The organism is Nonomuraea sp. PA05, assembly GCF_008086045.1.
Classification (GTDB): Bacteria; Actinomycetota; Actinomycetes; order Streptosporangiales; family Streptosporangiaceae; genus Nonomuraea; species Nonomuraea monospora.
On record NZ_VSEY01000041.1, the window covers coordinates 86,887 to 108,849 of the forward strand.

Genomic DNA, 21,963 nt, shown 5'->3' on the forward strand with positions numbered 1-21,963 from the left:
CGGGGCCATGTCGCTGTCAGACGCTGATCGTGATGGGCGCCGCCGGCTTCGCGTAATCGCCTTTGGCTCCGCGTAGACGCCTCTGGTTTCGCGTAAACACCTCTGGCTTCGCGTAAACACCTCTGGCTTCGCGTAGACGCCGGCGGCCAGCGCCACGGAGCTGTCCCGCCAGCACCGCCCCGCGCACGCTGCCCACTCACGCCGCCTACTTATGCCGCCCACTCACGCCGCCCACTCACGCCGCCCGCCAGTTCCTCGTCCTTCTCCGTGTCGGCGAAAGCCCTGTACATGGCCGCCTAGCCCCCGACCATGGCCGCCCAGCAGCGCCTTGACCGCCTACCTGCCGTCCTCGACGTGCAGCACGCAGTCACATCGGCCAACCGGCCCACCTACGCTTCGATCAGCGAGACGCCTGCACCACGGGAACCCCTTCGCTGGCCTGCACCAGCACGAACCCCTGCCCCCTGAACGCCAGTTGCATGGCCTCCCCACTCCCCCGCCCGATCAAGGCCCCCACCTTCATCGTCCGGTTGACCCCCACCTGCAACGCCGCACTCCAGCACACAGCCGACTGCCCATCGGCGAACGTCGGCATACGCGCCACATCCAGCAGCACCGGCGTGCCATGCGTGGTCACCGCCACCCACCCGGTCCCCGTCACCGTGGTGTTGAACAGCCCACCGGCCGCCACCCCGGCCCCCTGCACCCGCTGAATGTCCCAGCCGAGCTGCGGCTGAAAGGCCAGCAGGTTGCGCCCGTTGACCGTGATCCCCTCGTTCTCCAGGTAGAACAGGTGAATGTCGTCGGCGTTGTCGGCCAGGTACAGCAGCCCCTCCCCGCGTACCCGCATCAACGAGGCGCCCTCACCCGTCATGGCCTTCTTGAACATCTTCCCGAGGCCGCCCGAGCCTTCGTAGTCGAAGTCCATCTGGCCCTGGAAGGCGACCATGGAGCCCTGCTTCGCCAGCACTTCGTGGGGGAGCTGAACGCGCAACATCTTGCCGTTCTCCAGGGCGAACCCTGGCGGCAACTGCTGCGGATCGAGATTCCCGAAAATCGAGCTACGCACTTCCGTACCCTTCCTGACCGTTTCTGGCTCCCGCTGGCGGCCGCCCACCCTGAACCCGATGAACACCCGAGCCGCCTGCATCGGACGCATGACGCTCCCAGCGCCACAACCGTCCGCCACCACCGCACCCGCCTCGTCGAGCAGCGTCATGCCGCCCCTTGCCGGGAGCAATATGAGCCAATCCAACCAGGTTGGCCACCAACCTCGCCATAAACCCGATCTGCCCGCGCAGCCGTACAGCCCCCTCCAGCCGACCGAGCATCCTAGCCCCTGACCCGAGCCACCCCCACCGCCCCGACACCAGCGAAGAACCAACAAGGGGACGACCAGAAGCCGCGAGCCCAACCCGCACCCCTGGCCGCCCCCTCGGCAACCGCCCTCCAGCTAGCCCGCCACTCCTTCAGCGGTCAACCGCGCGCCCAGCGGCCAGATCCCGCACGACCTGAATCAACTCCGCCGGATCGAACGGCTTGGTGAGATACGCGTCCACCCCGATCCCCCACCCTCGGATCTTGTCGTCGTCCTGCGCCCTGGCCGTGATCAGCACGACCTTGATATGGCTGGTGTCCTCCTCCGCCCGCAATCGCTGCGCCGTCGTCCACCCGTCCAGGAACGGCATCATCACGTCAAGCGTGATGACATCGGGCATGACGTCGCGCACGCGCTCGAGGCAATCCCGCCCATCTGTGGCGGTCACGACCTCGAACCCTTCCAGGTTCAGGTTGACCGCGATGAGCTGCCGGATGACCTCGTCATCGTCTACGACCAGTACTTTCCCAAGAACCTCGCCCACGGGCGCAAAGTTAACGTGTAGCGGGCTGGTCACGGGGGGTTTTCGCTGGAAGTGTTCGCGAGGCTTTATCTGGTGCCGAGTGGTGGTCAGGAGCTGATAGCCTTGTCACTCGTTGAGCCCCCTTAGCTCAGGGGATAGAGCACCGGCCTCCGGAGCCGGGTGCGTAGGTTCGAATCCTACAGGGGGCACTCGACCTTGATCAGCAGTTCCGGCCGCTGACCAGGGCAAACATCGCAGGAACGGGCGGGCCTCCAGTCTCACGGAGTCCCGCCCGTTCTCGTTGACGCTCACGGGCCGTGGGCCAGTTGTGGGCCATGGTAGAGCTTCCATCCAAGCCCCGAACGCCACAAGGCGACCTATGCCACCTGTGCTTCCTCAGATGCCATTGACGTCAGCGCGGTATAGCAGAACCGCCGGGCGTGCGCCCTTCTCCGGACAGTACTGTCACGCCGGGTGGGCAACCGTCAGACGAGAACTCGTACACGAGCGACTACAGCTAACGAAGTGGCAGACTCCCCGTCCACCAACTGGAAGAACGAAGCCCTGATGCGACATGATGTGTTCGCAACGCTGACTACGGTTGAATCCAAGGAGACCCTGGAGTGGAACCTGTGTTCGGGCGTTCGCCGTGGCTAACCTCATCCGTCCGCCCAGCAGGACGTGGGTAAGACGCGAAACTCTCAAACATCATCTTGCAGGCGGAGAGATCTTGAACTTTAGCAACGTGGCGGCCCAGGCAATAAAGGAATCGCACTAGTGGCAGGCCGGCCCCGCAAGCAGCAGGCGGCCAGGCCTGAAAAGTCCCTGGAGCAGCGCCTATGGGACGCCGCCGATGCCCTACGCGGAAACCAGGAGCCGAGCGAGTACAAGCACGTCGTCCTCGGCTTGGTGTTCCTGAAGTACATCTCTGACCGCTTCGAGGAACGCCGCAACGCCATCGAGGCTGGATTGAGCAATCCGGATTCCGAGGAGTACATCCCGAACGAATCGCGCCGGGCTGAGTTCCTCGAAAGCCGTGATGAATACACCAGCCACAACGCCTTCTGGGTACCCGGCCCGGCGCGCTGGCAGGCCATCCAGGATCGAGCCAAGCTGCCCACCATCGGCCAGGACATTGACACGGCGATGGACCTCATCGAGAAGGAGAACCGCACCCTCCGCGGCGTGCTGCCGCGCAACTATGGCCGCGAGGGGCTCGACAAGGGTCGCCTCGGTCAGTTGGTCGACCTCATTGGCAGCATCGGCTTCACCGAGTCGGACGACCATGGGTCGGATGACGTGCTCGGTCGAGTCTACGAGTACTTCCTTGGTCAGTTCGCCGGCAAGGAGACCGGCAAGGATGCCGGCGCGTTCTACACGCCGCGAAGCGTGGTAAAGACGCTGGTCGAGATGTTGGAGCCATACAAAGGGCGCGTCCTAGACCCGGCCTGCGGTTCGGGTGGCATGTTTGTGCAGTCCACCGAATTCGTGAAGGCTCACGGCGGCAAGCGCACCGACATCTCGATATATGGCCAGGAGTTCACCGACACCACATGGCGGCTGGCCAGAATGAACCTCGCACTGCGCGGCATCGAGGCCGACCTCGGCGATCGCTCCGCCGACTCCTTTAGCCAAGACCTGCACCCCGATCTGCGAGCCGACTTCGTGCTTGCCAATCCACCGTTCAATGTCTCGAACTGGTGGGACGCCAAGCTCGCCGACGACCCGCGTTGGAGGTACGGCACCCCGCCTACCGGCAACGCCAACTTCGCTTGGGTGCAGCACTTCATATATCACCTGTCGCCAAGGGGTACGGCTGGCTTTGTGCTAGCCAATGGGTCGCTATCCAGCAAGAGCGTCGGCGAGGGCGACATCCGGCGCAAGCTGGTTGAGGCCGACCTAGTGGACTGCATCGTGGCCATGCCAGACAAGCTGTTCTTCAACACCGGCATTCCGGTCAGCCTGTGGTTCGTCTCTAAGGATCGGCACGGCAACGGCCACCGCAGGCGCGAGAGAGAAGTGCTGTTCATCGATGCGCGCAAGCTCGGGCGAATGCAAACGCGGAGGCTGCGAGTTCTCGACGACAGCGACATCGCCAAGATTGCCGACATCTACCACGCCTGGCGCAACCATGACGGCGGCTACGAGAACGTACCCGGCTTTGCTAGCGCCGCGAAGCTGAACGAGATCGAGCAGCATGACTTCGTCCTGACACCTGGACGGTACGTCGGTACCGAAGAAGCCGAAGCCGACGACGAGCCGATTAATAAAAAGATTGCCCGGCTCACCAAGGAATTGTACGCCGAGTTCGATCGCGGACGCGAGCTTGAGGCAGCCGTACGTGAACGACTGGGTGATCTTCAGTGACCGAATGGCCCTACGTGAGGCTCTCCGAGGTGTGCGAGAAGCCCCAGTATGGAGCAATCGCAAAGGGATCGGCTGAGCCCGTCGGCCCTTTGTTCGTCCGACAGACCGATATTGCATCCGGTCGTATCAAGTGGTCGTCGGTGCCTTACTGCGACCTCGACCCTTCGGAGTTCGAAAAGTACGCAATCCGACCCGGCGACCTGCTCATATCCCGGCTCGGGAATGGGGTCGGCAACGCAGCAACGGTGAGTGAGACGCGGAGCGCCGTGTTCGCTGGGTACCTAGTTCGGTTCCAAGCAAGAGCGTCTGTAGCAGTTCCAGAGTTCCTTGGTTATCAACTCCAGTCGAAGGCATGGAGGCAGCATGTCGCGGGATTCCGTTCTGGTGCTGCGCAACCTACGCTCAACGCTCAACAAATGGGCGACTTTCAGTTCACGCTACCTCCGTTAGGCCTGCAGCGCGGCATAGCCGCCACTCTCAGCGCGCTGGATGACAAGATCGAGTCGAACCGTCACATCGAGGACCTGGTGCTCGACCTCGCCGAGGCCATGTATGTCGATGAGTGTGCGCAGGGCTCGGAACTCCTGCTGCTAAAGGACTCTGGGCGATGGTTGTCGGGTGGCACTCCGAGCACGTCAACAACCGAGTACTGGGGCGGAGACCTACCCTGGATCTCGGCGGCGAGCCTGAAGAGCTTCTACGTGGACGCCAGCGATCGAACACTTACGGCGGCCGGAGCAGCCGTTGCTACCCACATCGTGCCGGCAGGGACCGTATTGATGGTGGTGCGCGGAATGAGCCTCAAAACCGAGTTTCGGTTTGGTGTGGCGCAGCGTGATGTCGCGTTTGGCCAGGATTGTAAGGCGATCCTTCCTCGGATCGACAGTTCAGTTCTGGCGGTCGCGCTCCGCGCGAACCGCGAAACCATCCTTGGCCTGGTCGACGAGGCTGGACACGGGACAGGTCGACTTGCCACGGATCGGCTCGAACGCCTACCCATTGAGGTTCCGACCGATACCCGGTTCGCCAAGGTGGCCGACTCGTTGCTTGCGCGTGGCACACAGGCAGCTCGCGAGAACCATCATCTGGTCCAATTCCGCGACGCACTCTTGCCCGAACTCATCTCAGGTCGTATCCGCGTCCCCGAAGCACATCGAGCTGTGGAGGAGGCTATCGCGTGAAGAGCTTCAACGAGTCGACCGTCGAGGATGCCGCGCTGGACTACCTGCGGCAGCTTGGCTACACCACAGCGTTCGGGCCGGAGATCGCACCGGGCGGTGAGTACTCCGAACGCGCATCGTACGAGCAGATCTATCTTTACGACCGGCTGCGCGAGGCCGCGATACGAATCAACGGCGGAGCCAATGTGTCGTTGATCGATGAGGCGATCAAGCGGTTGGGGCGTGCCGAGTCCCTGGACCCGCTCGACGAGAACTTCCGTGTGCATATGCTGCTGACGGGAGGCGTGCCCGTTGAGCACCGGAGCAAGGACGGTTCGATCCGCACGAGCCGTATCTGGCTCATCGACTTCGAACATCTGCAGAACAACGACTGGCTGGCGGTCAACCAGTTCTCTGTCTTAGAGGACGGAAAGCGGCGGCGCCCCGACGTCCTAGTGTTCGTCAACGGCTTACCCCTCGGCCTGCTGGAGCTCAAGAGCCCTGCCAATCCGAACGCCACGCTCAAGCACGCTTGGAACCAGATCCAGACCTACCGCTCGACCATCCCGGGAGTTTTCGCAGCCAACGCCGTGACGCTCATCTCGGACGGGATGAGTGCCGCAATGAGTTCGTTCACGGGCAGCTTCGAGCACTACGCCCCCTGGAAGACCATTACCGGGCGCCAGGTCGTTACGAATCTTCCTGCGCTTGAGGTAGCTATCAAGGGCATCTTTGATCAGCGTCGTCTCCTCGACATCCTGCAGAACTTCGTAGTTTTCAGCGAGGAGACGGTCACCGATAGCAGGACCGGCCAGAAGATCAAGGCACTGATCAAGCGCGTGGCAAAGTACCACCAGTACTGGGCGGTCAACACTGCGGTTGACTCGACCATCAAGGCTTCGAGTCCGGACGGCGACCGCCGCGGCGGCGTCGTCTGGCACACCCAGGGCTCCGGCAAGAGCTTCGAGATGGTCTTCTACGCCGCCAAGGTCATGCGTCACCCGCGGATGAGCAACCCGACGCTCGTCTTCGTGACCGACCGCAACGACCTCGACGACCAACTGTTTGAGGAAGTCTTCGCACCGGCCAGCATCCTGCCGGAACGCCCAGCTCATGCCGACACGCGTATCGAACTGCGCCAGCAACTTCGCCGCGCGTCCGGCGGCATCATCTTCACCACCCTGCAAAAGTTTTCGCCCGGCGAAGATGGCGACCGCAACCCCGTGCTGACCGACCGCCGCAACGTCGTGGTTGTGGCCGACGAGGCGCACCGTTCGCAGTACGGGTTCAGCGAGAAGCTCGACAGCCGGGGGCAGCTCAAGGCAGGTCTAGCCAAGCACTTACGCGATGCCTTGCCGAACGCTACCTATCTCGGCTTCACGGGTACGCCGATAGAGACGAACGACAAGTCAACTCGCGCGGTCTTCGGCGAGTACATCGACGTCTACGACCTGACGCGTGCCGTTGAGGATGGCGCTACCGTCAAAATCTTCTACGAATCAAGGTTGGCCAAGGTCGAACTTAGCCCGAAGGACTACGAGGCGCTCGATGAGCTCGCCGATGAGATCACCGAGAAGGTCGAGGAGTCCGAAGCCACGAAGGCTAAGTCCCGCTGGTCGCGCCTGGAAGCCATCGTCGGTGCCGAGCATCGGCTTGACGTAGTCGCCCAAGACATCGTCGACCACTGGGAAAAGCGCCGGGAGGCGCTGTTCGGCAAGGGCATGATCGTTACCATGTCGCGCCGCATTGCGGTGCGGCTCTACGAGAAGATCGTCAAGCTGCGGCCCGACTGGCACTCTGACGACCCGATGCAGGGGAAGATCAAGGTCATCATGACCGGATCGGCTGCCGACCCTGCCGCGTTCCAGCCGCACATACACAGCAAGGACGTGCGCAAGGATCTCAAGCTCCGCGCGAAGGACCCTGACGACCCACTCGAACTCGTCATCGTGCGCGACATGTGGCTGACCGGCTTTGACTCCCCCTCAATGCACACCATGTATGTCGACAAGACCATGCGAGGTGCTGGCCTCATGCAGGCCATCGCACGAGTCAACCGTACCTTCCGTGACAAGCCCGGTGGCCTCATCGTCGATTACATCGGCGTCTTCTCCAACCTCCAGGAAGCCCTGATCGAGTACTCGCCGTCAGACCGTGACCAGGCCGGCGTCCCGATCGAAGAGTTCGTCGCGATCATGCTCGAAAAACACGACATCGTGCGCGGACTACTCAGCGGCTGTGACTTTGACTCGTCACCTGACCTGTCGGCCTCCCAGCGGCTCGCCCAGCACGCCAAGGTGCTTGACTTCGTGATGGCCGACCCCGATCGTACGCAGCGTTTCAATGACCAAGTGCTCGCGCTCGCCAAGGCATTCGCTCTCTGCAGTGCCCGGGACGAGGCTGGTGCTATCCACAACGACATCCGCATGTTCATCGACGTACGCTCGGCCATCCTCAAGATTCTTAACCCCGACTCGGGCCGCGGCGGCTCCGGCGCAGTCGAGATCGACACAGCGATTGGCCAGTTGGTCAATGAAGCCATTACCGCAGACCAAGTAATCGACATCTACAAGCTTGCTGGCGTCGAGACCCCTGAGCTCTCAATCCTGTCGGATGAATTCCTCGATTCGCTCGCGCACAAGGACCGCCCGAACCTCCAGATGGGTCTGTTGCGCCGACTGCTCAACGAGCAAATCAAGACGGTACAGCGCTCCAATGTTGTGCAGGGTCGCAAGTTCTCCGAGCAACTCGAAGAAGCGATCAACCGTTATACCAACCGCACGCTTTCTACGGCCGAGATCATCTCCGAACTGGTCAAGCTGGCCAAGGAGATGCGCGACGAGGCCAAACGCCACGAGTCTCTCGGCCTGCGTGTGGACGAGATTGCCTTCTTCGATGCCATCGTGCAGAACGACTCTGCCGTACTTGAGATGGGCGACGAAACGCTTAAGACGATTGCTCGCGAACTGGTGAAGGCAGTCCGCTCCAGCGCGACGATTGACTGGAATCTCAAAGAAAGCGTGCGCGCTGCCATGCGTTCCAAGGTCCGGAAGCTCCTAGCCAGGTACGACTATCCGCCCGATCGCGAGAAGAAGGCGGTCGAGCTAGTGTTACAGCAGGCCGAATTATTCGCGAGCTCAACCGGCGACCCCGATCTTTGAAAATAGGAACTGGAGACCCCGGTCAAGCCCTTTTCCTTCGCCAGCGTTGCCGGGGTCTCCGTAGCGCATCAAGGTCTTACCTGTCTTCGCTGGCCCTCACCACTTGAGAGCATGTTTCAGATTCCTACGACTGGACTCCTTCAGTTATCGAGGGCGGTCTCGATTTGGCGATTGATCTGGCCGTCCCGCCCATCGAGGCACTTGGCGTACCGCTTGAGGAGGACCTCCACGCTGTTGCCCGCGCGCTCCGCTACTACCGACGCGTCGACGCCTGCGTTGAGCCACGTGGACAGGGCGGCGTGGCGCAGGTCGTAGGGCTTTCCAGCGAGGGGTGAGGTGACCTTTTCCGGAGCCAGGGCGAAGTGGCGGGCCTCTTCCCAGGCCCGTGAGTAGGTAGATGCGCCTAGGACGCCACGGCGCTCGTTCCGGAACAGCCGTCCGTCTGAGGCTGTGCCGAACTCCTTGAGGTGTGCGAGCAGGATGGCCACCAGTTCCGGTGGGATTGGCACGGGCCTGACCTCGCGTTCCCCTCGCTGCTTGAGCCCGCGTTGATCGTGTACGTCACCGCTGTCGGTCCACTGCTTGCCGCTGCTAGGACGGGTGATCTCGAGAGTGAGCAACCCCCACCCTTCCTCGGGCAGAAGGCAGTCGGTCTCACGGAGCCCGATTGCCTCGGCCGGACGGAGGCCTGCGAAGTAGAGCGTGGCGAAGAAGGCCACGAGGCGGCGGCCTCGTCCGCGGTGCCAACTGCCGACGTAGGAGAGGCTCACGAGGAGTTCGCGGGCCTGGGCGGGGTTGACCACGCAGCGCCGGTCAACGGTGTTGTCCCTGGCCACCTTCTTCTGCTTGACGCGCTTGAGAGGGTTCTCGGCCAGTTCGCCGAGGTCGATCGCGTATTCAAGGGCGGTGTTGAGGCCGCGGCGCCGGCGGGCCGTCGTGTCGGCCGCCGCGCGCTTGCCGTCGCGCGTGAGCGTGAGTTGCTCGCAGACGTTGCGCGCCACGATGGGGTCTGCGAGGTCTCTCACGTTGATCGTGCCCTTCTGGAGCAGGCGAACGGCATAGGCAAGATGAGGCGGGGCCTCCTCGCCCTCCTGACGCGGGATGAGGGCCCATTGCATCGCCGCTCTGATCTCTCTCTTCGGGAGGCCGGAAGCCTCGTCCGCCAGCATGGCGAACGTGGCGACGGTGAGGCTGTCTACGATGCTCTCGCGGGTCTTGGCAGCGGCTGCCTTCCAGCGCATGCGCACGTACTTGCGGCAGAAGTCGTACCAGGTCAGCGCAACCTTCTCCGTCTTCGTCACAGAGGCGGGCAAGCCGGTGAGTGTGTCGAAGGGCTCGCCCTTCTTGGCTGCCTTGAGCAGGTCGGCCCGAAAGTGGTCGGCGAGGGCGCGGGTGAGGAAGGACTTAGACTTGGGCTCCGTACCGACCTTCCAGCGGAGTTCGTAGGGCTTGGCGCGGCCCTTGCGCTGGCGGATGGTCCAGATGACGACGTCGAGGGTTTCCATGTGTTGTCCTCCTAGGCTGCGGTCTGCTCGAAGGTGGTGAGCCAGGCGTCCAGGTCGCAGCGGCGGACCTTGCGCTTGCCGTTGGGCAGTTTCAGGGACCTCGGGCCGCGGCCGGTGTGCAGCCAGCGGTAGAAGGTGGATTTCGGGACGTCGATCTCGTCGAGGACCTCGGCGATGGTGAGCAGGCTCTTGGGACGTGTCGTCATGGTGGCGGCTGCCTTTCGGGCATCGTGATCGGTGCTGGGTGATGCCTCGGCGGTTGTGCTTGGCGACTGGTCGCCGAGGGTGCTCGTGGGTAGTTGGGCAGGGATAAGCCGTCCCAGCCGTCCCAGGATCATTTCCGCAGGTCAACCCTGGGACGGCTTGATTTGGCGGGACGGGTCATGCCGTCCCAGCGATCGGAGCCGTCCCGCTCTGACCTGCGGTGACGAGGCTGGGACGGCTGGGACGGCTCTCCCTCTCGATCGGCAATACATCGGCCTCAGGAAGAGGGCCGAGGGCCGGGCAGTAGCGCCCCCAGGAGTCGGCGAAGTCAGCCCGCTGATAGCCCTTGGCCTGCATGCCGTTGGGGAAGCGGATGTTGGCTGAGCGGATGTCGTACTCGCGTAGCATCGTGCCGAGCTTCATCGCGGTCAGTCCGGCCGGGCCGTGGTCGGCCCATTCGCTCTCGGGGTCACTTTTGAGGCGCTCCAATAGTACGGCGGTGGGTAGGGCGGTGTCGGGACCGAACGCGGTGCGGCAGGCGGACAGCAGGCGTACTCGGGCTGACGTCTGGCCGTTGTCGTCGGCCTCGGCGGTGAGCGTCACAGTGGCGGCGCGGGCGCGATCAGGCCAGCTCTCCCCCGCGTGGTCCGCGACGATGACGAGGGGTTCCCAGGTGTCGGCGGCGCGGTCTTCTACCGGCATGCTGGGTTCTGCCGCTTCCAAGCCGGACAGGTCAGCGCGGAGCCACAGGTTCAGATCGGTGGCCAGGTCGCGGAGAGCGGGCCGGTCACGGCGGTGGCGGTAGGGAGCGGCGTTCTCGCCGGGGGCGCGGCGGCGCATACGGATGACGACGGCGCGGTCCTCGATGGTGTCAGGCATCGCGCCGATGCCGGCGAGTGCGGCCATGGCGAAGGTCGGAATGCTTTCCACGCGGTTGGTGGCGGCGTCGTAGCGCTTGGCCGGGCGGTTGCGCTGGTGTCCGGCGTTGAGCAGGCCGCGGAGGTCTTCGTTGCCGTCGGCCTTGGGGCCGAAGATGGTGTCGGCCTCGTCCACGAGCATGGTGGGCGGGTCTTCGGTGATGGAGCGGTACACGGCGGCGCTGGAGGAATTGACGGTGATGAACGGCTCGTGGCAGGTGGCCTCCACCACGTCCAGGAGACGGGACTTGCCGCAGCGTTTCTCCGGGCCTCGGATGACCAAGCGGGGCGCGTGAGCCCATGCGGGCTGGGCGTGGGTGGCGGCGATCCAGAGGGTGACGGCGTCGGCGGTCTCGGGGCTCGGCAGGATGACGTAGCGGGTCAGCGCGGCGCGTAGTCGGTCGAGCAGGGCGCCGCCGGTGGGTGTGCGGTCGTTCATGGTTGGTGCTCCTTGGCTGGTGGTCATGCGGCCCTGCAACGGCGTGGCTGGGCTTTCATGCCTGCGGACAATCCCGAGGCGATGACGGCGGCGATCTCGCGAGGCGGGTTCGGATCGCCTTCGGCGTTCGCGGTCTCGGCGGCGGATTGGAGGGCGGTGATGATGACCTCGGCAGGCAGCACGCCGCGTGTGACGAGTTGGCCCAGGTTGAAGGCGGCGGTGTTGAGCGTGCGGTTGCGGGTGCCGCGTTGGGCGGCGGCCACGCGTTCGACCTCGCCGCGTAGTGCGGCCTCGCCGTACTTGGTCAGCCGGTGATCGGGCAGGTTGGCCAGCAGATCGGCGGCGCTCATCGAAGGTGGTGCGGCGGGTGTGAGCGCCTCGGCGAGCCAAGCCGGGAGCGGTGCGAGTGGCAGATGGTGAATGATCTCGTAAGGGCCGGTGCCGTCCGGCTGGGTGACGTGGCTGCCAGGGCCGACGACGTAGCCGCCGCAGGCGCGGGTGTCGATCAGCCAGCCGAGCCCGCCCTTGTGGCCTGCGCTGTTGCGCAGCTGTAGGCCCTCAGGCGGGGTGAAGTAGAGATGCGTGCCGCCGCGCCGGGTTCGGACGGTGAAGGTGTCGTCGGGGTAGGGCTGGCCGTGCTCGGCGCACAGCAGGCGGAAGACCTGCTCTCCGTTCTGCGGCTGGTGCTGGTCGAGGCCGGCGGGCGGGTGCTCGCCGGGCTTGGGCTGGTCGAGGTCGATCACGACCAGGCGGGACGGGCCGCAGGCGATGCCGATGTTGTACGGCTGGCGGGGCCAGCAGGCGGCGATGCGGTCGGTGTCGGTGGTGGCGTGCCGCTCCCAGTCGGTGAAGCCACGCAACGGCTTCTTGCCGCGCGGGGTGAGCGGGAAGACACACCAGCCACGGGCTGCGGCCTCAAGGGCGGCGCGGGTCAGGTCAGGCCACCCCATTGGACGCCTCCTTGACCTCAAGGAACCGGAGGCGGTAACCCTCGGAGGGGACATGCCTGAGTGCGTCCAATGGGGTGGCGGCGTGCACGTCGAGCGTGAGCCGACCCCGGCCGAGGTGGTTGAGGTCTTCCAGGTGCGGGCGCGGTGTGATCGTTCGGGTGTAGCGGTGGGAACGTGTGCTGGTCGATGTCATGCTGGCAGTGCCTTTCCTCGTGATCGGGGTGGGTGGCCTCGGCGGTTGTGCTTGGCGGCTGGTCGCCGAGGCCGTATCCCGGTGCTGCGGTGAGCGGGGCTAGAACGGCGGCTTGTCGCCTGTCGGGGCGGTGGTGGCCCATGCGTCGGGCGCGCTGCCGTTGTGGCTGGTAAAGGCCTTGCGGGCCGCTCTGGCGGGCTTGGCGGTGGCGAAGCGCAGGGAAGGGCCGATCTCGTCCACGGTCATCTCGAAGACGGTGCGGTTCTCGCCCTCGTCGGTCTCGTAGGTGCGCATCCGGAGCTGTCCGGAGGCGATGACGCGGGTGCCTCGGGTGAGGGACTCGCAGATGTGCTCGCCGAGGTCGCGCCAGGCCGAGCAGCGCATGAACAGGGCCTCACCGTCCTCCCACTGCTCAAGCTGCTTGTTGTAGACACGCGGGCTTGAGGCGATGGTGAACGTGGCGACAGCCGTACCGGTCTGGGTGAAGCGCAGTTCGGGGTCGTTGGTCAGGTTGCCGATGATCGTGATGGTGGTCTCGCCGGACATGGCGGGTTCCTTCCGTAGGACTGGGTCAGTGAGTGCCGTCGCGGTACAGGCGGCGGGCGTAGACGTAGAGCTGCCAGCCGAGGCGAGGCCGCATGCCGGTGCCGTCACAGGCGCGGCAGGTGCGGTTCTTGCCGCCGGGTCGGCATCGCAGGCAGGCGCCCCAGGGTGAGGCCAGGCAGAAGCCCTTGTAACCGAACGTGACGATCGATAGGCAGAGGACTAGCAGGACGATGGCGGTGGCCATGTGAGCCTCCAGGGCCGTTTCCAGAGTTTCCGCAGGTCAGGGGTCTAGGTGCTAGATCGCAGGTCGGACGCGGTTTTGGGCTCTAGGAGGGCCTCTAGACCTAGAGGGGGCTGCCTCTAGGTCTAGAGGCGATCGGCTGGGTTACGACGCCTTGCCACTGTCACGCTGGGTGACTGCGGTGGCGATGTCGTCACGGGTGATGCCGATGCGGTTCGCGCCCTTGCCGCCGCCCTCGGGCGTGCCCCAGACCTGCATGGTCTTGATGCCGTACGGCTTGAGCGCGGTCGTGAGCTGGGCCGTCTTCGCGCCGCCCTCCAGGCGCGCCCACGGTCCGTAGATGTCTGGACGCAGCTCGGCGAGGCGATCCACGATTGCCTCGTTCCACACCTTGGCCTCGGACGGCGGGACCACGGCCAGCATGTCGGCGAGCAGGTCGAAGGTGGGCGCGTGCTGCTCGGGCGTCTCTCCGAGGGCGTGCCCGCTCAGCGCTCCCGTGCTGGCCCTTAGCGCGTGGGCACGGTCGGCGATGCGTTGCGTGGCGGGCGTGTCCAGGTAGGCGGTGCGCACGACCTTGGGCATCGGGGTTGCACCGAGCAGGTAGCCGATACCGGCGTCCATCTTGGGCTGGAAGACGGTGGCGCGAATGCCGTTCTTATAGGCGGACGTGCCGAGGATCATGTCGTTTTCGAGCTGGCCGGCGACGCGCAGGCAGAACCGGATGGTGACGTTCGCGCTGATGCCGGTGGGCAAGCTGTCCTTGTCCGGGCGCTGGGTGGCCAGCACCAGGATCACGCCGAGGGCGCGGCCGAGCTTGATGATGAACTCGGCGTCATCGCCTGCCTTGTCGCCGAACTCGGCGTGAGCGAACAGGTTCTGGCATTCGTCGAAGATGGCGACCAGCGGATGCAGTCCCAGGGACCGCTTGTCGGCGATCTGCCGGGTGACCTTCTTGTCCGGGCACAGGTCGGGCGGCAGGGCCTTGAGGGCGGCGGCGCGGCGCATGACCTCCTTGCGCAGCAGCGTCAGGGAGTCGGCAGCGTAGCCGATGGCCTCGTCCTCGATGCCGGAGACGTAGCGGTGGCAGTTCTGTTCGTGCGGGTCAAGGTCGCCGGTGCCCTTGAGTTCGTGAATCCACAGTTCGGCGCTCGGGTCAAGGGCCGCGCCGGAGGCGAGCACTCGCACTGAGGCCATCTTGCCCTGGCCAGGCTGTGAGCCGATCAGGATGTTCTGCTCAACGAGCGGTACGACGATGGCGCGGCCTCGCGGGTCACAGCCGAACGGGATGCCCTTGAAGACGTCGTGCGAGCTGGCCTTGAGCAGCGGGGACTTGATGACGGTCTTGGACAGGTCCTTGTCCCCCACCCAGAGGATCAGCCGTCCCTCGTGGATGGTCGAGTCGCCCTCGGGCCAGATGCAGCCCAGCGGGCGGCGTAGTGCCGAGGCCATGCGGTCGCGCTTGTCCATCACGTCGGCCACGGTCACGCCGTACGGCAGGTCGATGTCCGCCCGCCAGCCGGGGCCGTCGCGGGTGATCGGGGCGACGAACCGGATGGCGTCCTTGGGGTTCTTGGCGATGGCCTGGTTGATACCGGCGATGCCGAGCACGGTCAGGGACCGGACCACGATGTCGCTGGTGAGCTTCTCCACCGTGGACGCTACGACCGCGCGATTGATCAGCGGGCGGTCGGCGGGCTTACCGAGGACACCGAGCGTGGCGATGGCGACCGCGAGCGCCATCCACTGCACGGGGTCCGTCTGGTCGGCCACGATGACGCCTGCGACCAGCAGCGTGACGAGGGCGCTGACGGACACTAGGGCGCGGAGCCGTACGCGGGAGTCACGCTGCCTGCTGAGCTTCAGGTACGCCTCTGGGTCGGCCTTCTGGACGGCGGCCAGGCGTACCGGCTCACCCTCCAGGTCGAAGGTCCATTTGATGACGCCGCTCACCAGGCGCAGGAACCCACGCGGGGCGCGGGCGGTCAGCCGTCCGCCGTAGAGCGGTACGCGGCAGACCTGGTAGCCGGCCACGTGCAGGTAGTGCAGGCCGATCCACTTGACGGTCTCGACGGCTTCCGTCCGGGAGCGCAGCCAGAGCGGGACGATCGGCTGTCGGCTGCGTGCTTTCGCCTCCAGCGCGGTCCGCCAGTCCGCAGCGGTCGGACCGGGTTGGTCGACGCGGACGACCGCGCCTTCCAGGACCGGTCCGTCCGCGCTCGCGGGACTGTCCTCGCTGTCCTGCTCGGACCGGTCGGCGGGGCTCTGCGGCTGACGTCCCGCGCGGGCGGCGTCCAGATGGACGATGTCCGCGTCCTTGCCGTTCTCCTGGTCCGGCGCGGCGGACCGGTCCTGGTCCTTGTCGTCCTCGTGGTTGGGATTGTCCTGCTGGTGGGTCATGATGTGTGCACCTCGTTTGACTTGCTGGTCGCGGGGTCCTGGGGCGCGGTCGTTGTCTTGGCGGATGAGGCCGCGCCCCATGTGGCGGTCAGGGACGATGCGCGGTCGGACCGCTGCTCGTCCGGTCGGTCTGCGGGCTCTTCGGCGGCGGTCGGGGTGTGCGGTCCGTCCGCTGCGGTGATGCCGAGTTCGGCCCGCCAGTTGGTGGCGAGCAGTTCGGTACGGTCTTCCGCGAACGGGCGCTGAGTCAGTAGTTCGGCCAGCAGCATGGCGGTGATGGCCTGGTTGCGGTCGAAGGTCCGTCCGGGATAGCCGGTGACGCTCCAGCGGTAGCCGCGAAGTTCGGCCACGTGCGGGCAGGTGTCCGAGGTCATGTGTGTGTCGGTGATGGTCAGGGTCATCAGGCGGCCTCGTTCTCGCGTACGGGCGTCGTCTGTTTCGCGGAGCCTTCGTTCTTCAGGCGCGACAGGAGCGCTCCGGCGCGGTCGGTCGAGATGCTTTGTCCTTGGCGGCGGATGGCGTCTCGAAGGCGGTCACGAGTCAGGGGCTCGCCTTGCGCCTTGAGATCGGCGGCGACGCGTCGTCCGAGGGGGACGAGGTCACCCACGTTCGGCGTCGGCGGCAGGGACTTCTTGGTACGGGTGCGGCTGGGGGCAGGGCGCTTGCGGGGCGCGGGTGGCAGGGCCGGGGGTTCTGGATCGACGCGTACGGCTTCCGCCTTGATTGGGATGCTCTTCGGCGTGAGTTCGCCGAGGTGGTACAGGGCTCGCTCGCGGCGGGTGGCCTTCCAGCGCCAGAGCAGGCCGTACCGGTCCTGCAGCTCTGTCTTGGCCAGGATGCGTTCGCGCTCGCGGCCGAGGGCCTCGGGGTAGCTGCAGATCTCCCAGAGCACCATGCGGCGCCAGAGCGCGACCGTCGCCATCGGGGCGAGCAGCCAGCGTGAACGGCGGATCCCGTCCATGTGATCGGGCTTGGCCAGGTCGGCGCGCTTGCGGATGACGTGAGCACCGACCTCGATGGCGATGACCCACAGCAGCGGGAGCAGCGCGTGGGCGACGACGGCGAACCAGTCGGTACGACCGGGCGCGCTGAGGTAGGCGGCCACGTTGAGGTAGACCGTCGCGCCGGTCAGTGCCCACGGGATGAACCGGAGCCAGCTCAGCCGCATGCCGAGACGGGCGAGCACGATATCGAGTGCCGAGAACACGGCGATGCCCAGATCGATGCCGAGCGGAACCGTCCAGGCGAACCAGCCGAACGAGGGGTCGGCGGCGTGTGCGACACGCTCGAAGCTGTTGACGAACCCGATCAGGCCAAGCGCGCCGGTCACGGCGGCGGTGACGGCTACGGCGGTCCGCTCACCCTCGGTGAGGGGGCGCGGTGCGGTGGTGCAGGCGTTCATGCGGCCACCTCCGCTGCGCAGTCGAGGCAGATGCCGAGGTGGCGCGGCAGCACGTACCCGACGTCCGTCAGGCACTCCGGGCAGGTACGGCGTGCGGCGTTCGCCTTCGACAGGGCGACGCGCTGGCGAAGAGTCGCGGTGCGCTTGGGCAGCGCGAACCGCACGTCGTACAGGTAGGCGGCGCGGACACCGGGAGCACCGTAGCGGCGGGAGCACCACAGCACTTGCGCCTGAACTCCTTGCCCACCGGGGCGCAGCCCCTCGGCGGTGAGCTGGCGAAGGGTGCGCAGGTGCGGCGGGGCCATCTTCCACGGGTAGGTGGGGATGCTGTACCGGTCGCCGGTCGGGTCCCAGTAGCGGGCGCGGATGCGGCTTGCCATCAGGCCACCTCCAGGTCTTCCAGCTCGGTGCCGTGATCGGCGATCTCGGTGGACGTCCGGCCCGCCCAGATGCCCGAGGTCGGGCGCGTCTCCAGCGCGTAGAGCCCGCAGAGCAACAGGGCCGGGCAGGTGGCGCAGACCTCACGGGCAACGCCCTCGCGGGCGGCCCGCTCCTCGGTGCTCTCGATCGTGAGCCGAGGGCCGGTGTGCAGCTCGGGGTCGTAGGTGCATTCGGGAAGCGGCGTTTCGCCGTCCACGCGCCAGGTCGCTTCGACTTCGGCGAGCGACATGCGCGCCGGGTGGATCGGTCGGTTGATGTTGTGTGCCACTGGTGGGTCTCTCTTCCTGCGGTTAGTTGCTGACGGTCTGGACGAACCGCGCGAACGACTCGGACGCGCTCATGACCAGGTGTGCCGCCGCCTTGACGATGGTCGCCGCGCCCTCCGGGTCCTTCAGGGCGTAGAGGGCGGCGCAGATCACGAGGACGGTCGGGAGCACCTTTCGCGGACGGACAAGCATGTTGAGCCCTCTCGGTTCGAGAACCTGCGAGCAGGTCCTAAGAGACATAGAACATGTACAGTCACTGAGAGTCAAGTCCTAGGCGCCGACTGTCGTGGGTTCCTGCGGGTCTCGCCTCGCTCGTTCCTGCTGACTCAAGCCTTCCTCGTGGCGCGCTCCGGCAACACCGTGATCACCCCCGGGACTGAATGCACAGGGGGTGATTTTGGGGGTGATCCGGTCCTCGACCAGGGGAAACGCCATACCGAATTTGTTGAATTCGAGCCGCGTAAGCCGTGTCCGCGCCATGATTGCCACGGCTCGGATATGCGGAGGTGAACGTGTCGCGGATACCCAATGTGGCGCTCGCACAGGCCATGCGGCGCGCAGACTGCTCGAATTCCGGACTAGCCTCACGAGTGCGACAAATTGGCCAGAATGACGGCAAAGACCTGAGTTGCACACATGTGGACGTCAAGCGCTGGCTTGATGGCGTGAAGCCTCGGCCGGCGACTGCAAGGTTCATTGCGGAGGCCCTCTCCCAGAAGGCCGGCGTGACCTTCTCCCTGGATGACATCGGGCTTGGCGACGTCGTCACCCCGGAGACGCTTGAGGCGACTCTCGCGCACGGCGGCGGGATCTCCGAAGTCGGAAGCCTGCTGCTGGGCCTTACCCGCAGAGACCTCGCCGATGATCCCGTTGCGCTGGAGTCCGTGGTCGTGCCGGACGCCTGGGGAGAGTCCCTGATCGCATGGCTTCTGTCACGACCAGAGCCACTTCAATCCAGGGAAAACGCGCGACCATCAGTGGGCGCGTGGGATGTGCACACAGTCCGGATAACCACTGAGATCTTCGCCAACATGGGCTTCCAATTCGGTGGCGGACACGCACGTTCCGCACTTATTCAGTATTACAACCGCGAAGTTGTCCCAATGCTGGATGGCAAATTCACAGAGCCAGTAGGACGGTCGCTGTACGCGGCTGCCGCCGAGATCACCGAGCTGGTCGCTTGGACGGCCTATGACTTGGGACGGCATGGGCTCGCCCAGCGGTACTTCCTCCAGGGCCTTCGCCTCGCGCAGGCGTCAGGCGACCGCATGATGGGCGGCCTGCTGCTGGCCGACATGAGCCATCAGGCCAACTACCTTGGTCGGTACAACCAGGCGATTCAGCTTGCCCGCGCTGCTCAGGAGGGCTGCAAGGACGTATCCACCGCTACACCGATGGCCCTGTTCTACGCGATGGAAGCGCGGGCCCACGCGGGTAACGGCGATGAGGTCCAGTGCGCACGCGCCCTGCTCCAGGCCGAGAAGTACTTCAGCAAACGCAAGGCGGAAGACGATCCGCCGTGGTCCCGCTACTTCGACGCTGCGGAACTGGCGAGCGAAGGTGCGCACTGCTATCGCGACCTCAGGATCCCGTCACAGGCAATGCAGTTCGTGGGCCAAGCCGTCGATCTGTGCGACCCGATGTACGTGCGGACCCTCGCCTTTGACCGCCTGGTGCAGGCAGCGAGCTATGTGCATATGGGGCAGCCGGCGAAGGCCGCCCTGGTCGCGCTCGAAGCCGTCAACCTCGCAGGGCCTCTCAAGTCGGAACGCTACCTGCGGTACATCCGAGACCTCAAGGCAGATCTCACCAGCTTCGATTGCGAAGTTTCAGTCCAGGCATTCAACGCTCTTGTCGCCGAAAAGTACCCTCTGCTTGGCAGGTAACACGCCTCGCTAGAAGGCCCGCCAGCGACGAGGCATACCAGGGTTCTGAAGGCACAAGAGGCGATTGTGGAATTCCCGCGCAATAGCCTCGTCTTCATTGACGTTCTGCATGAGCCATGTCGTCATCTTCAGCTCATTGATGTCCCTGAGCACGGGATAGCCCTCCCACTCCAGGACATCAAAGCCGTAGCGTTCCGCGAACTGGTCATATTCGGCACGAGTACCCCAGCCCAAGGAGTGTTCGATGGCCGTGACGGCAAGGTCGGTCTCGGGAGGGCCGAACGCGAAGCGCTCGAAGTCGATCAGCACTATGGTGCCGTCGGTGGTCTTAATGAGGTTGTCCGAGTGAGCGTCACCATGCACCGCGCAGGCGGCGAGAGGAAATTCCAGGGCCTCATAAGCCGTACGTAGCTGCTGATACTTCCTCAGCAAGAACTGACGTTGTTCGTCGGATAGGACATCGGCCGAAGAGATGCGCTCCGAGACGCGCCCAAGGATGTCGATCCTCGGCAGTGGCAGGTCTTCAGGTACCGGCATCCGATGCAGAGCACGCAGCACCTCTGCTAGGTCGATCAGAGTCGCGGGACCTCCACCGTTGTCGATGAAGTGCCACAGCGTCACAGGCCGGTCCCTGACGATGAGGGGCTGATGGTGACTGGTCGTCCGCGCCGCCGACAGTCCCGCCTCATAGAGCCAGGCCGACACCGCCACCTCTTTGCGAGCGTCGTCAAGCACGTCCAAGCTCCTGGCGATACGCACGACGACTCGTTCGGCAGGCAGAAAGAACAGGGCGTTCTCCCCGAGGCGGATCAACCGCGCGTCCTCGCTCACGAGGCCGGCGACCTTGCACGCCTCCTGGAGGGTCGCGTGAGCTTCTTGAGAGGTGAAGGGGACTGCGGCTGGCTGGAACACGGTCACTAGGAACCCTTTGGTTGCGTCTTGACCACGCGGCCTCGGCCGGCGCGCTTCTCGACTATCCCTTCCGCTTCTAGCAGCGCAAACGCTCGTCTGACAGTGATACGGCCAACGCCTTGCTCTTGGGCCAGTGCATTCTCCCCAGGGAGCACAGCCCCTACGGCGAACTTCCCGCCGGCTATGTCCTGCCGTAGGGCGGCGGCAACGTCGTCAGCGCGCGTACGCGCATGGCTGGGCCCGCCGACAAACCACCCTTTGCCATGGACGGAGGCAATCACCCCTTCAGAGGCAAGCAGTTGGAACGCCTGCCGGACGGTTCCCTTCGAGACGCCGTACTCCTCCGCAGCCACTACCTCACCAGGCAGTTGCTGACCGGGCACAAGCTCACCGTTCGCGATGCGCTTGCGGAGAGCCTCGGCGATCGTTTCGTACTGCGTCGAGGCCGCACGGCCGGCGCCTGGCGGCCCCTCTCCGACCACTCGACGTCCACGGCCTGCCTCGCTGGCCACTAGTCCCGCGCGCTCCAGCTCGGCGACGGCTTGACGAACGGTGCCTCTCGCCACGCCGTACGTACGAGCTAGGTCTGCCTCGGAGGGCAGCATGCCGCCGGCGGGCGGATCCCCGTCACGAATGCGGCTGCGGATGTCCTCGGCAATCCGTACGTAGGTGGGGCCATCCGTCGCCTTGCTCATCGCGCTCCCTCGCCGAGGCACATCGTCTCTAGGGTAGGGCGGACAGGCTAAGACCTGCGATGCATCGCGGCTCCGCGCCTCTTCTGATGTCTTCCCCCGACAGAGCCGAGGGACGCGGCATGACGCCAGGTCGGCCCAAGTGCCCTGTTGCCTTCGAGAACTCCGAGATCCTCCAGGTGGCTCCTCAGCATGGCCCACGGCGGGAGATCCGAACCAGGTCAGCCGGCCCGCTCCTGGCGCTCTTGCACCTCGTCCCGCCTACCTTCGATGGCGGCATCGTCTGGGTCTTCACATCGATGCTCGTTCTCGAACGCCACCATGAGCGCCATCCAGACCGCACGCGCATGGTTGTAGCGGCCCCTGCCGATCTCCTCATAGCGCCCGGATGAACCGGCGCGCAGCACGAGGAACTGCCCGCCCTGGCTCGCCCACTCCAGCAC

The 21,963-nt window shown here is 65.2% G+C and carries 21 protein-coding genes and 1 tRNA gene; 5 read left to right on the forward strand and 17 right to left on the reverse strand.

All coding sequences use genetic code 11. The features are described from left to right. Positions 1-400: 400 nt before the first annotated feature. A complete protein-coding gene (locus tag FXF51_RS46355) occupies positions 401-1,069 on the reverse strand; it encodes an AIM24 family protein (RefSeq protein WP_262380286.1) in 669 nt (222 codons plus the stop codon). 400 nt (positions 1,070-1,469) lie between these two features. Then, positions 1,470-1,862, reverse strand: coding sequence for a response regulator transcription factor (locus tag FXF51_RS46360; protein ID WP_148441193.1), 393 nt, complete (start codon positions 1,860-1,862; stop codon positions 1,470-1,472). 116 nt (positions 1,863-1,978) lie between these two features. Here FXF51_RS46360 and FXF51_RS46365 point away from each other — a divergent pair. From FXF51_RS46365 to FXF51_RS46380, 4 genes are all read left to right on the forward strand, one after another. Next, positions 1,979-2,050 (forward strand) — tRNA-Arg (locus FXF51_RS46365). A gap of 568 nt (positions 2,051-2,618) precedes the next feature. Further along, on the forward strand, positions 2,619-4,208 hold the full coding sequence (locus FXF51_RS46370) for a type I restriction-modification system subunit M (protein ID WP_148441194.1): 1,590 nt from the start codon (positions 2,619-2,621) through the stop codon (positions 4,206-4,208). 14 nt (positions 4,209-4,222) lie between these two features. Beyond that, positions 4,223-5,389 (forward strand): restriction endonuclease subunit S, encoded by a 1,167-nt coding sequence (locus FXF51_RS46375; RefSeq protein ID WP_262380287.1) that lies wholly within the window; start codon positions 4,223-4,225, stop codon positions 5,387-5,389. Then, positions 5,386-8,529, forward strand: coding sequence for a type I restriction endonuclease subunit R (locus tag FXF51_RS46380; protein ID WP_148441196.1), 3,144 nt, complete (start codon positions 5,386-5,388; stop codon positions 8,527-8,529). The genes FXF51_RS46375 and FXF51_RS46380 overlap by 4 nt, the downstream gene beginning before the upstream one ends. 140 nt (positions 8,530-8,669) lie before the next feature. On the opposite strand, the gene FXF51_RS46385 is transcribed toward FXF51_RS46380, so the two are convergent. From FXF51_RS46385 to FXF51_RS61335, 12 genes are all read right to left on the reverse strand, one after another. After that, positions 8,670-10,034 carry a tyrosine-type recombinase/integrase gene (locus FXF51_RS46385; RefSeq protein WP_148441197.1) on the reverse strand — a complete coding sequence of 455 codons (1,365 nt, stop codon included), beginning with the start codon at positions 10,032-10,034 and terminating at the stop codon, positions 8,670-8,672. Between the two features lie 11 nt (positions 10,035-10,045). Then, complete coding sequence (locus tag FXF51_RS46390) at positions 10,046-10,240, reverse strand: helix-turn-helix transcriptional regulator (RefSeq protein WP_148441198.1); 195 nt, start codon at positions 10,238-10,240, stop codon at positions 10,046-10,048. A gap of 175 nt (positions 10,241-10,415) precedes the next feature. Next, entirely contained in the window at positions 10,416-11,594 is a 1,179-nt protein-coding gene (locus FXF51_RS46395) for a DUF3631 domain-containing protein (protein WP_148441199.1), read from the reverse strand. 23 nt (positions 11,595-11,617) lie between these two features. Further along, positions 11,618-12,544, reverse strand: a complete 927-nt coding sequence (locus FXF51_RS46400; protein ID WP_148441200.1) for a bifunctional DNA primase/polymerase — start codon at positions 12,542-12,544, stop codon at positions 11,618-11,620. A gap of 292 nt (positions 12,545-12,836) precedes the next feature. After that, entirely contained in the window at positions 12,837-13,283 is a 447-nt protein-coding gene (locus FXF51_RS46405) for a single-stranded DNA-binding protein (RefSeq protein WP_148441201.1), read from the reverse strand. A gap of 25 nt (positions 13,284-13,308) precedes the next feature. Beyond that, complete coding sequence (locus FXF51_RS46410) at positions 13,309-13,527, reverse strand: hypothetical protein (protein ID WP_148441202.1); 219 nt, start codon at positions 13,525-13,527, stop codon at positions 13,309-13,311. Between the two features lie 141 nt (positions 13,528-13,668). Next, on the reverse strand, positions 13,669-15,921 hold the full coding sequence (locus FXF51_RS46415) for a cell division protein FtsK (protein WP_148441203.1): 2,253 nt from the start codon (positions 15,919-15,921) through the stop codon (positions 13,669-13,671). Beyond that, positions 15,918-16,322, reverse strand: a complete 405-nt coding sequence (locus FXF51_RS46420) for a hypothetical protein (protein ID WP_148441204.1) — start codon at positions 16,320-16,322, stop codon at positions 15,918-15,920. The genes FXF51_RS46415 and FXF51_RS46420 overlap by 4 nt, the downstream gene beginning before the upstream one ends. Then, positions 16,322-17,323, reverse strand: a complete 1,002-nt coding sequence (locus tag FXF51_RS46425) for a DUF2637 domain-containing protein (protein WP_148441205.1) — start codon at positions 17,321-17,323, stop codon at positions 16,322-16,324. Before FXF51_RS46425 ends, FXF51_RS46420 begins: the two co-directional genes overlap by 1 nt. Beyond that, positions 17,320-17,703 (reverse strand): RRQRL motif-containing zinc-binding protein, encoded by a 384-nt coding sequence (locus tag FXF51_RS46430; protein ID WP_148441206.1) that lies wholly within the window; start codon positions 17,701-17,703, stop codon positions 17,320-17,322. Before FXF51_RS46430 ends, FXF51_RS46425 begins: the two co-directional genes overlap by 4 nt. After that, positions 17,703-17,993 carry a WhiB family transcriptional regulator gene (locus FXF51_RS46435; protein WP_148441207.1) on the reverse strand — a complete coding sequence of 97 codons (291 nt, stop codon included), beginning with the start codon at positions 17,991-17,993 and terminating at the stop codon, positions 17,703-17,705. Before FXF51_RS46435 ends, FXF51_RS46430 begins: the two co-directional genes overlap by 1 nt. A gap of 61 nt (positions 17,994-18,054) precedes the next feature. Further along, positions 18,055-18,222: a hypothetical protein gene (locus FXF51_RS61335; RefSeq protein WP_187414949.1), complete on the reverse strand. Its 168-nt coding sequence runs from the start codon at positions 18,220-18,222 to the stop codon at positions 18,055-18,057. Between the two features lie 446 nt (positions 18,223-18,668). Here FXF51_RS61335 and FXF51_RS46440 point away from each other — a divergent pair, with 446 nt between their 5' ends. Continuing rightward, on the forward strand, positions 18,669-19,916 hold the full coding sequence (locus FXF51_RS46440; RefSeq protein ID WP_148441208.1) for a sporulation protein: 1,248 nt from the start codon (positions 18,669-18,671) through the stop codon (positions 19,914-19,916). A gap of 9 nt (positions 19,917-19,925) precedes the next feature. Here the strand turns inward: FXF51_RS46440 and FXF51_RS46445 are convergent, their stop codons facing one another. From FXF51_RS46445 to FXF51_RS46455, 3 genes are all read right to left on the reverse strand, one after another. After that, positions 19,926-20,834 (reverse strand): aminoglycoside phosphotransferase family protein, encoded by a 909-nt coding sequence (locus tag FXF51_RS46445; protein ID WP_148441209.1) that lies wholly within the window; start codon positions 20,832-20,834, stop codon positions 19,926-19,928. After that, positions 20,834-21,523: a GntR family transcriptional regulator gene (locus FXF51_RS46450; RefSeq protein ID WP_148441210.1), complete on the reverse strand. Its 690-nt coding sequence runs from the start codon at positions 21,521-21,523 to the stop codon at positions 20,834-20,836. Before FXF51_RS46450 ends, FXF51_RS46445 begins: the two co-directional genes overlap by 1 nt. Positions 21,524-21,741: 218 nt before the next feature. Next, positions 21,742-21,963 (reverse strand): hypothetical protein, encoded by a 222-nt coding sequence (locus FXF51_RS46455; RefSeq protein ID WP_148441211.1) that lies wholly within the window; start codon positions 21,961-21,963, stop codon positions 21,742-21,744.

Bases quoted from the DNA above. Each gene is read 5' to 3' on its own strand.
- FXF51_RS46385 (WP_148441197.1), bottom strand. From the start codon at position 10,034: ATGGAAACCCTCGACGTCGTCATCTGGACCATCCGCCAGCGCAAGGGC.
- FXF51_RS46390 (WP_148441198.1), bottom strand. From the start codon at position 10,240: ATGACGACACGTCCCAAGAGCCTGCTCACCATCGCCGAGGTCCTCGAC.
- FXF51_RS46395 (WP_148441199.1), bottom strand. From the start codon at position 11,594: ATGAACGACCGCACACCCACCGGCGGCGCCCTGCTCGACCGACTACGC.
- FXF51_RS46400 (WP_148441200.1), bottom strand. From the start codon at position 12,544: ATGGGGTGGCCTGACCTGACCCGCGCCGCCCTTGAGGCCGCAGCCCGT.
- FXF51_RS46405 (WP_148441201.1), bottom strand. From the start codon at position 13,283: ATGTCCGGCGAGACCACCATCACGATCATCGGCAACCTGACCAACGAC.
- FXF51_RS46410 (WP_148441202.1), bottom strand. From the start codon at position 13,527: ATGGCCACCGCCATCGTCCTGCTAGTCCTCTGCCTATCGATCGTCACG.
- FXF51_RS46415 (WP_148441203.1), bottom strand. From the start codon at position 15,921: ATGACCCACCAGCAGGACAATCCCAACCACGAGGACGACAAGGACCAG.
- FXF51_RS46420 (WP_148441204.1), bottom strand. From the start codon at position 16,322: ATGACCCTGACCATCACCGACACACACATGACCTCGGACACCTGCCCG.
- FXF51_RS46425 (WP_148441205.1), bottom strand. From the start codon at position 17,323: ATGAACGCCTGCACCACCGCACCGCGCCCCCTCACCGAGGGTGAGCGG.
- FXF51_RS46430 (WP_148441206.1), bottom strand. From the start codon at position 17,703: ATGGCAAGCCGCATCCGCGCCCGCTACTGGGACCCGACCGGCGACCGG.
- FXF51_RS46435 (WP_148441207.1), bottom strand. From the start codon at position 17,993: ATGTCGCTCGCCGAAGTCGAAGCGACCTGGCGCGTGGACGGCGAAACG.
- FXF51_RS61335 (WP_187414949.1), bottom strand. From the start codon at position 18,222: ATGCTTGTCCGTCCGCGAAAGGTGCTCCCGACCGTCCTCGTGATCTGC.
- FXF51_RS46450 (WP_148441210.1), bottom strand. From the start codon at position 21,523: ATGAGCAAGGCGACGGATGGCCCCACCTACGTACGGATTGCCGAGGAC.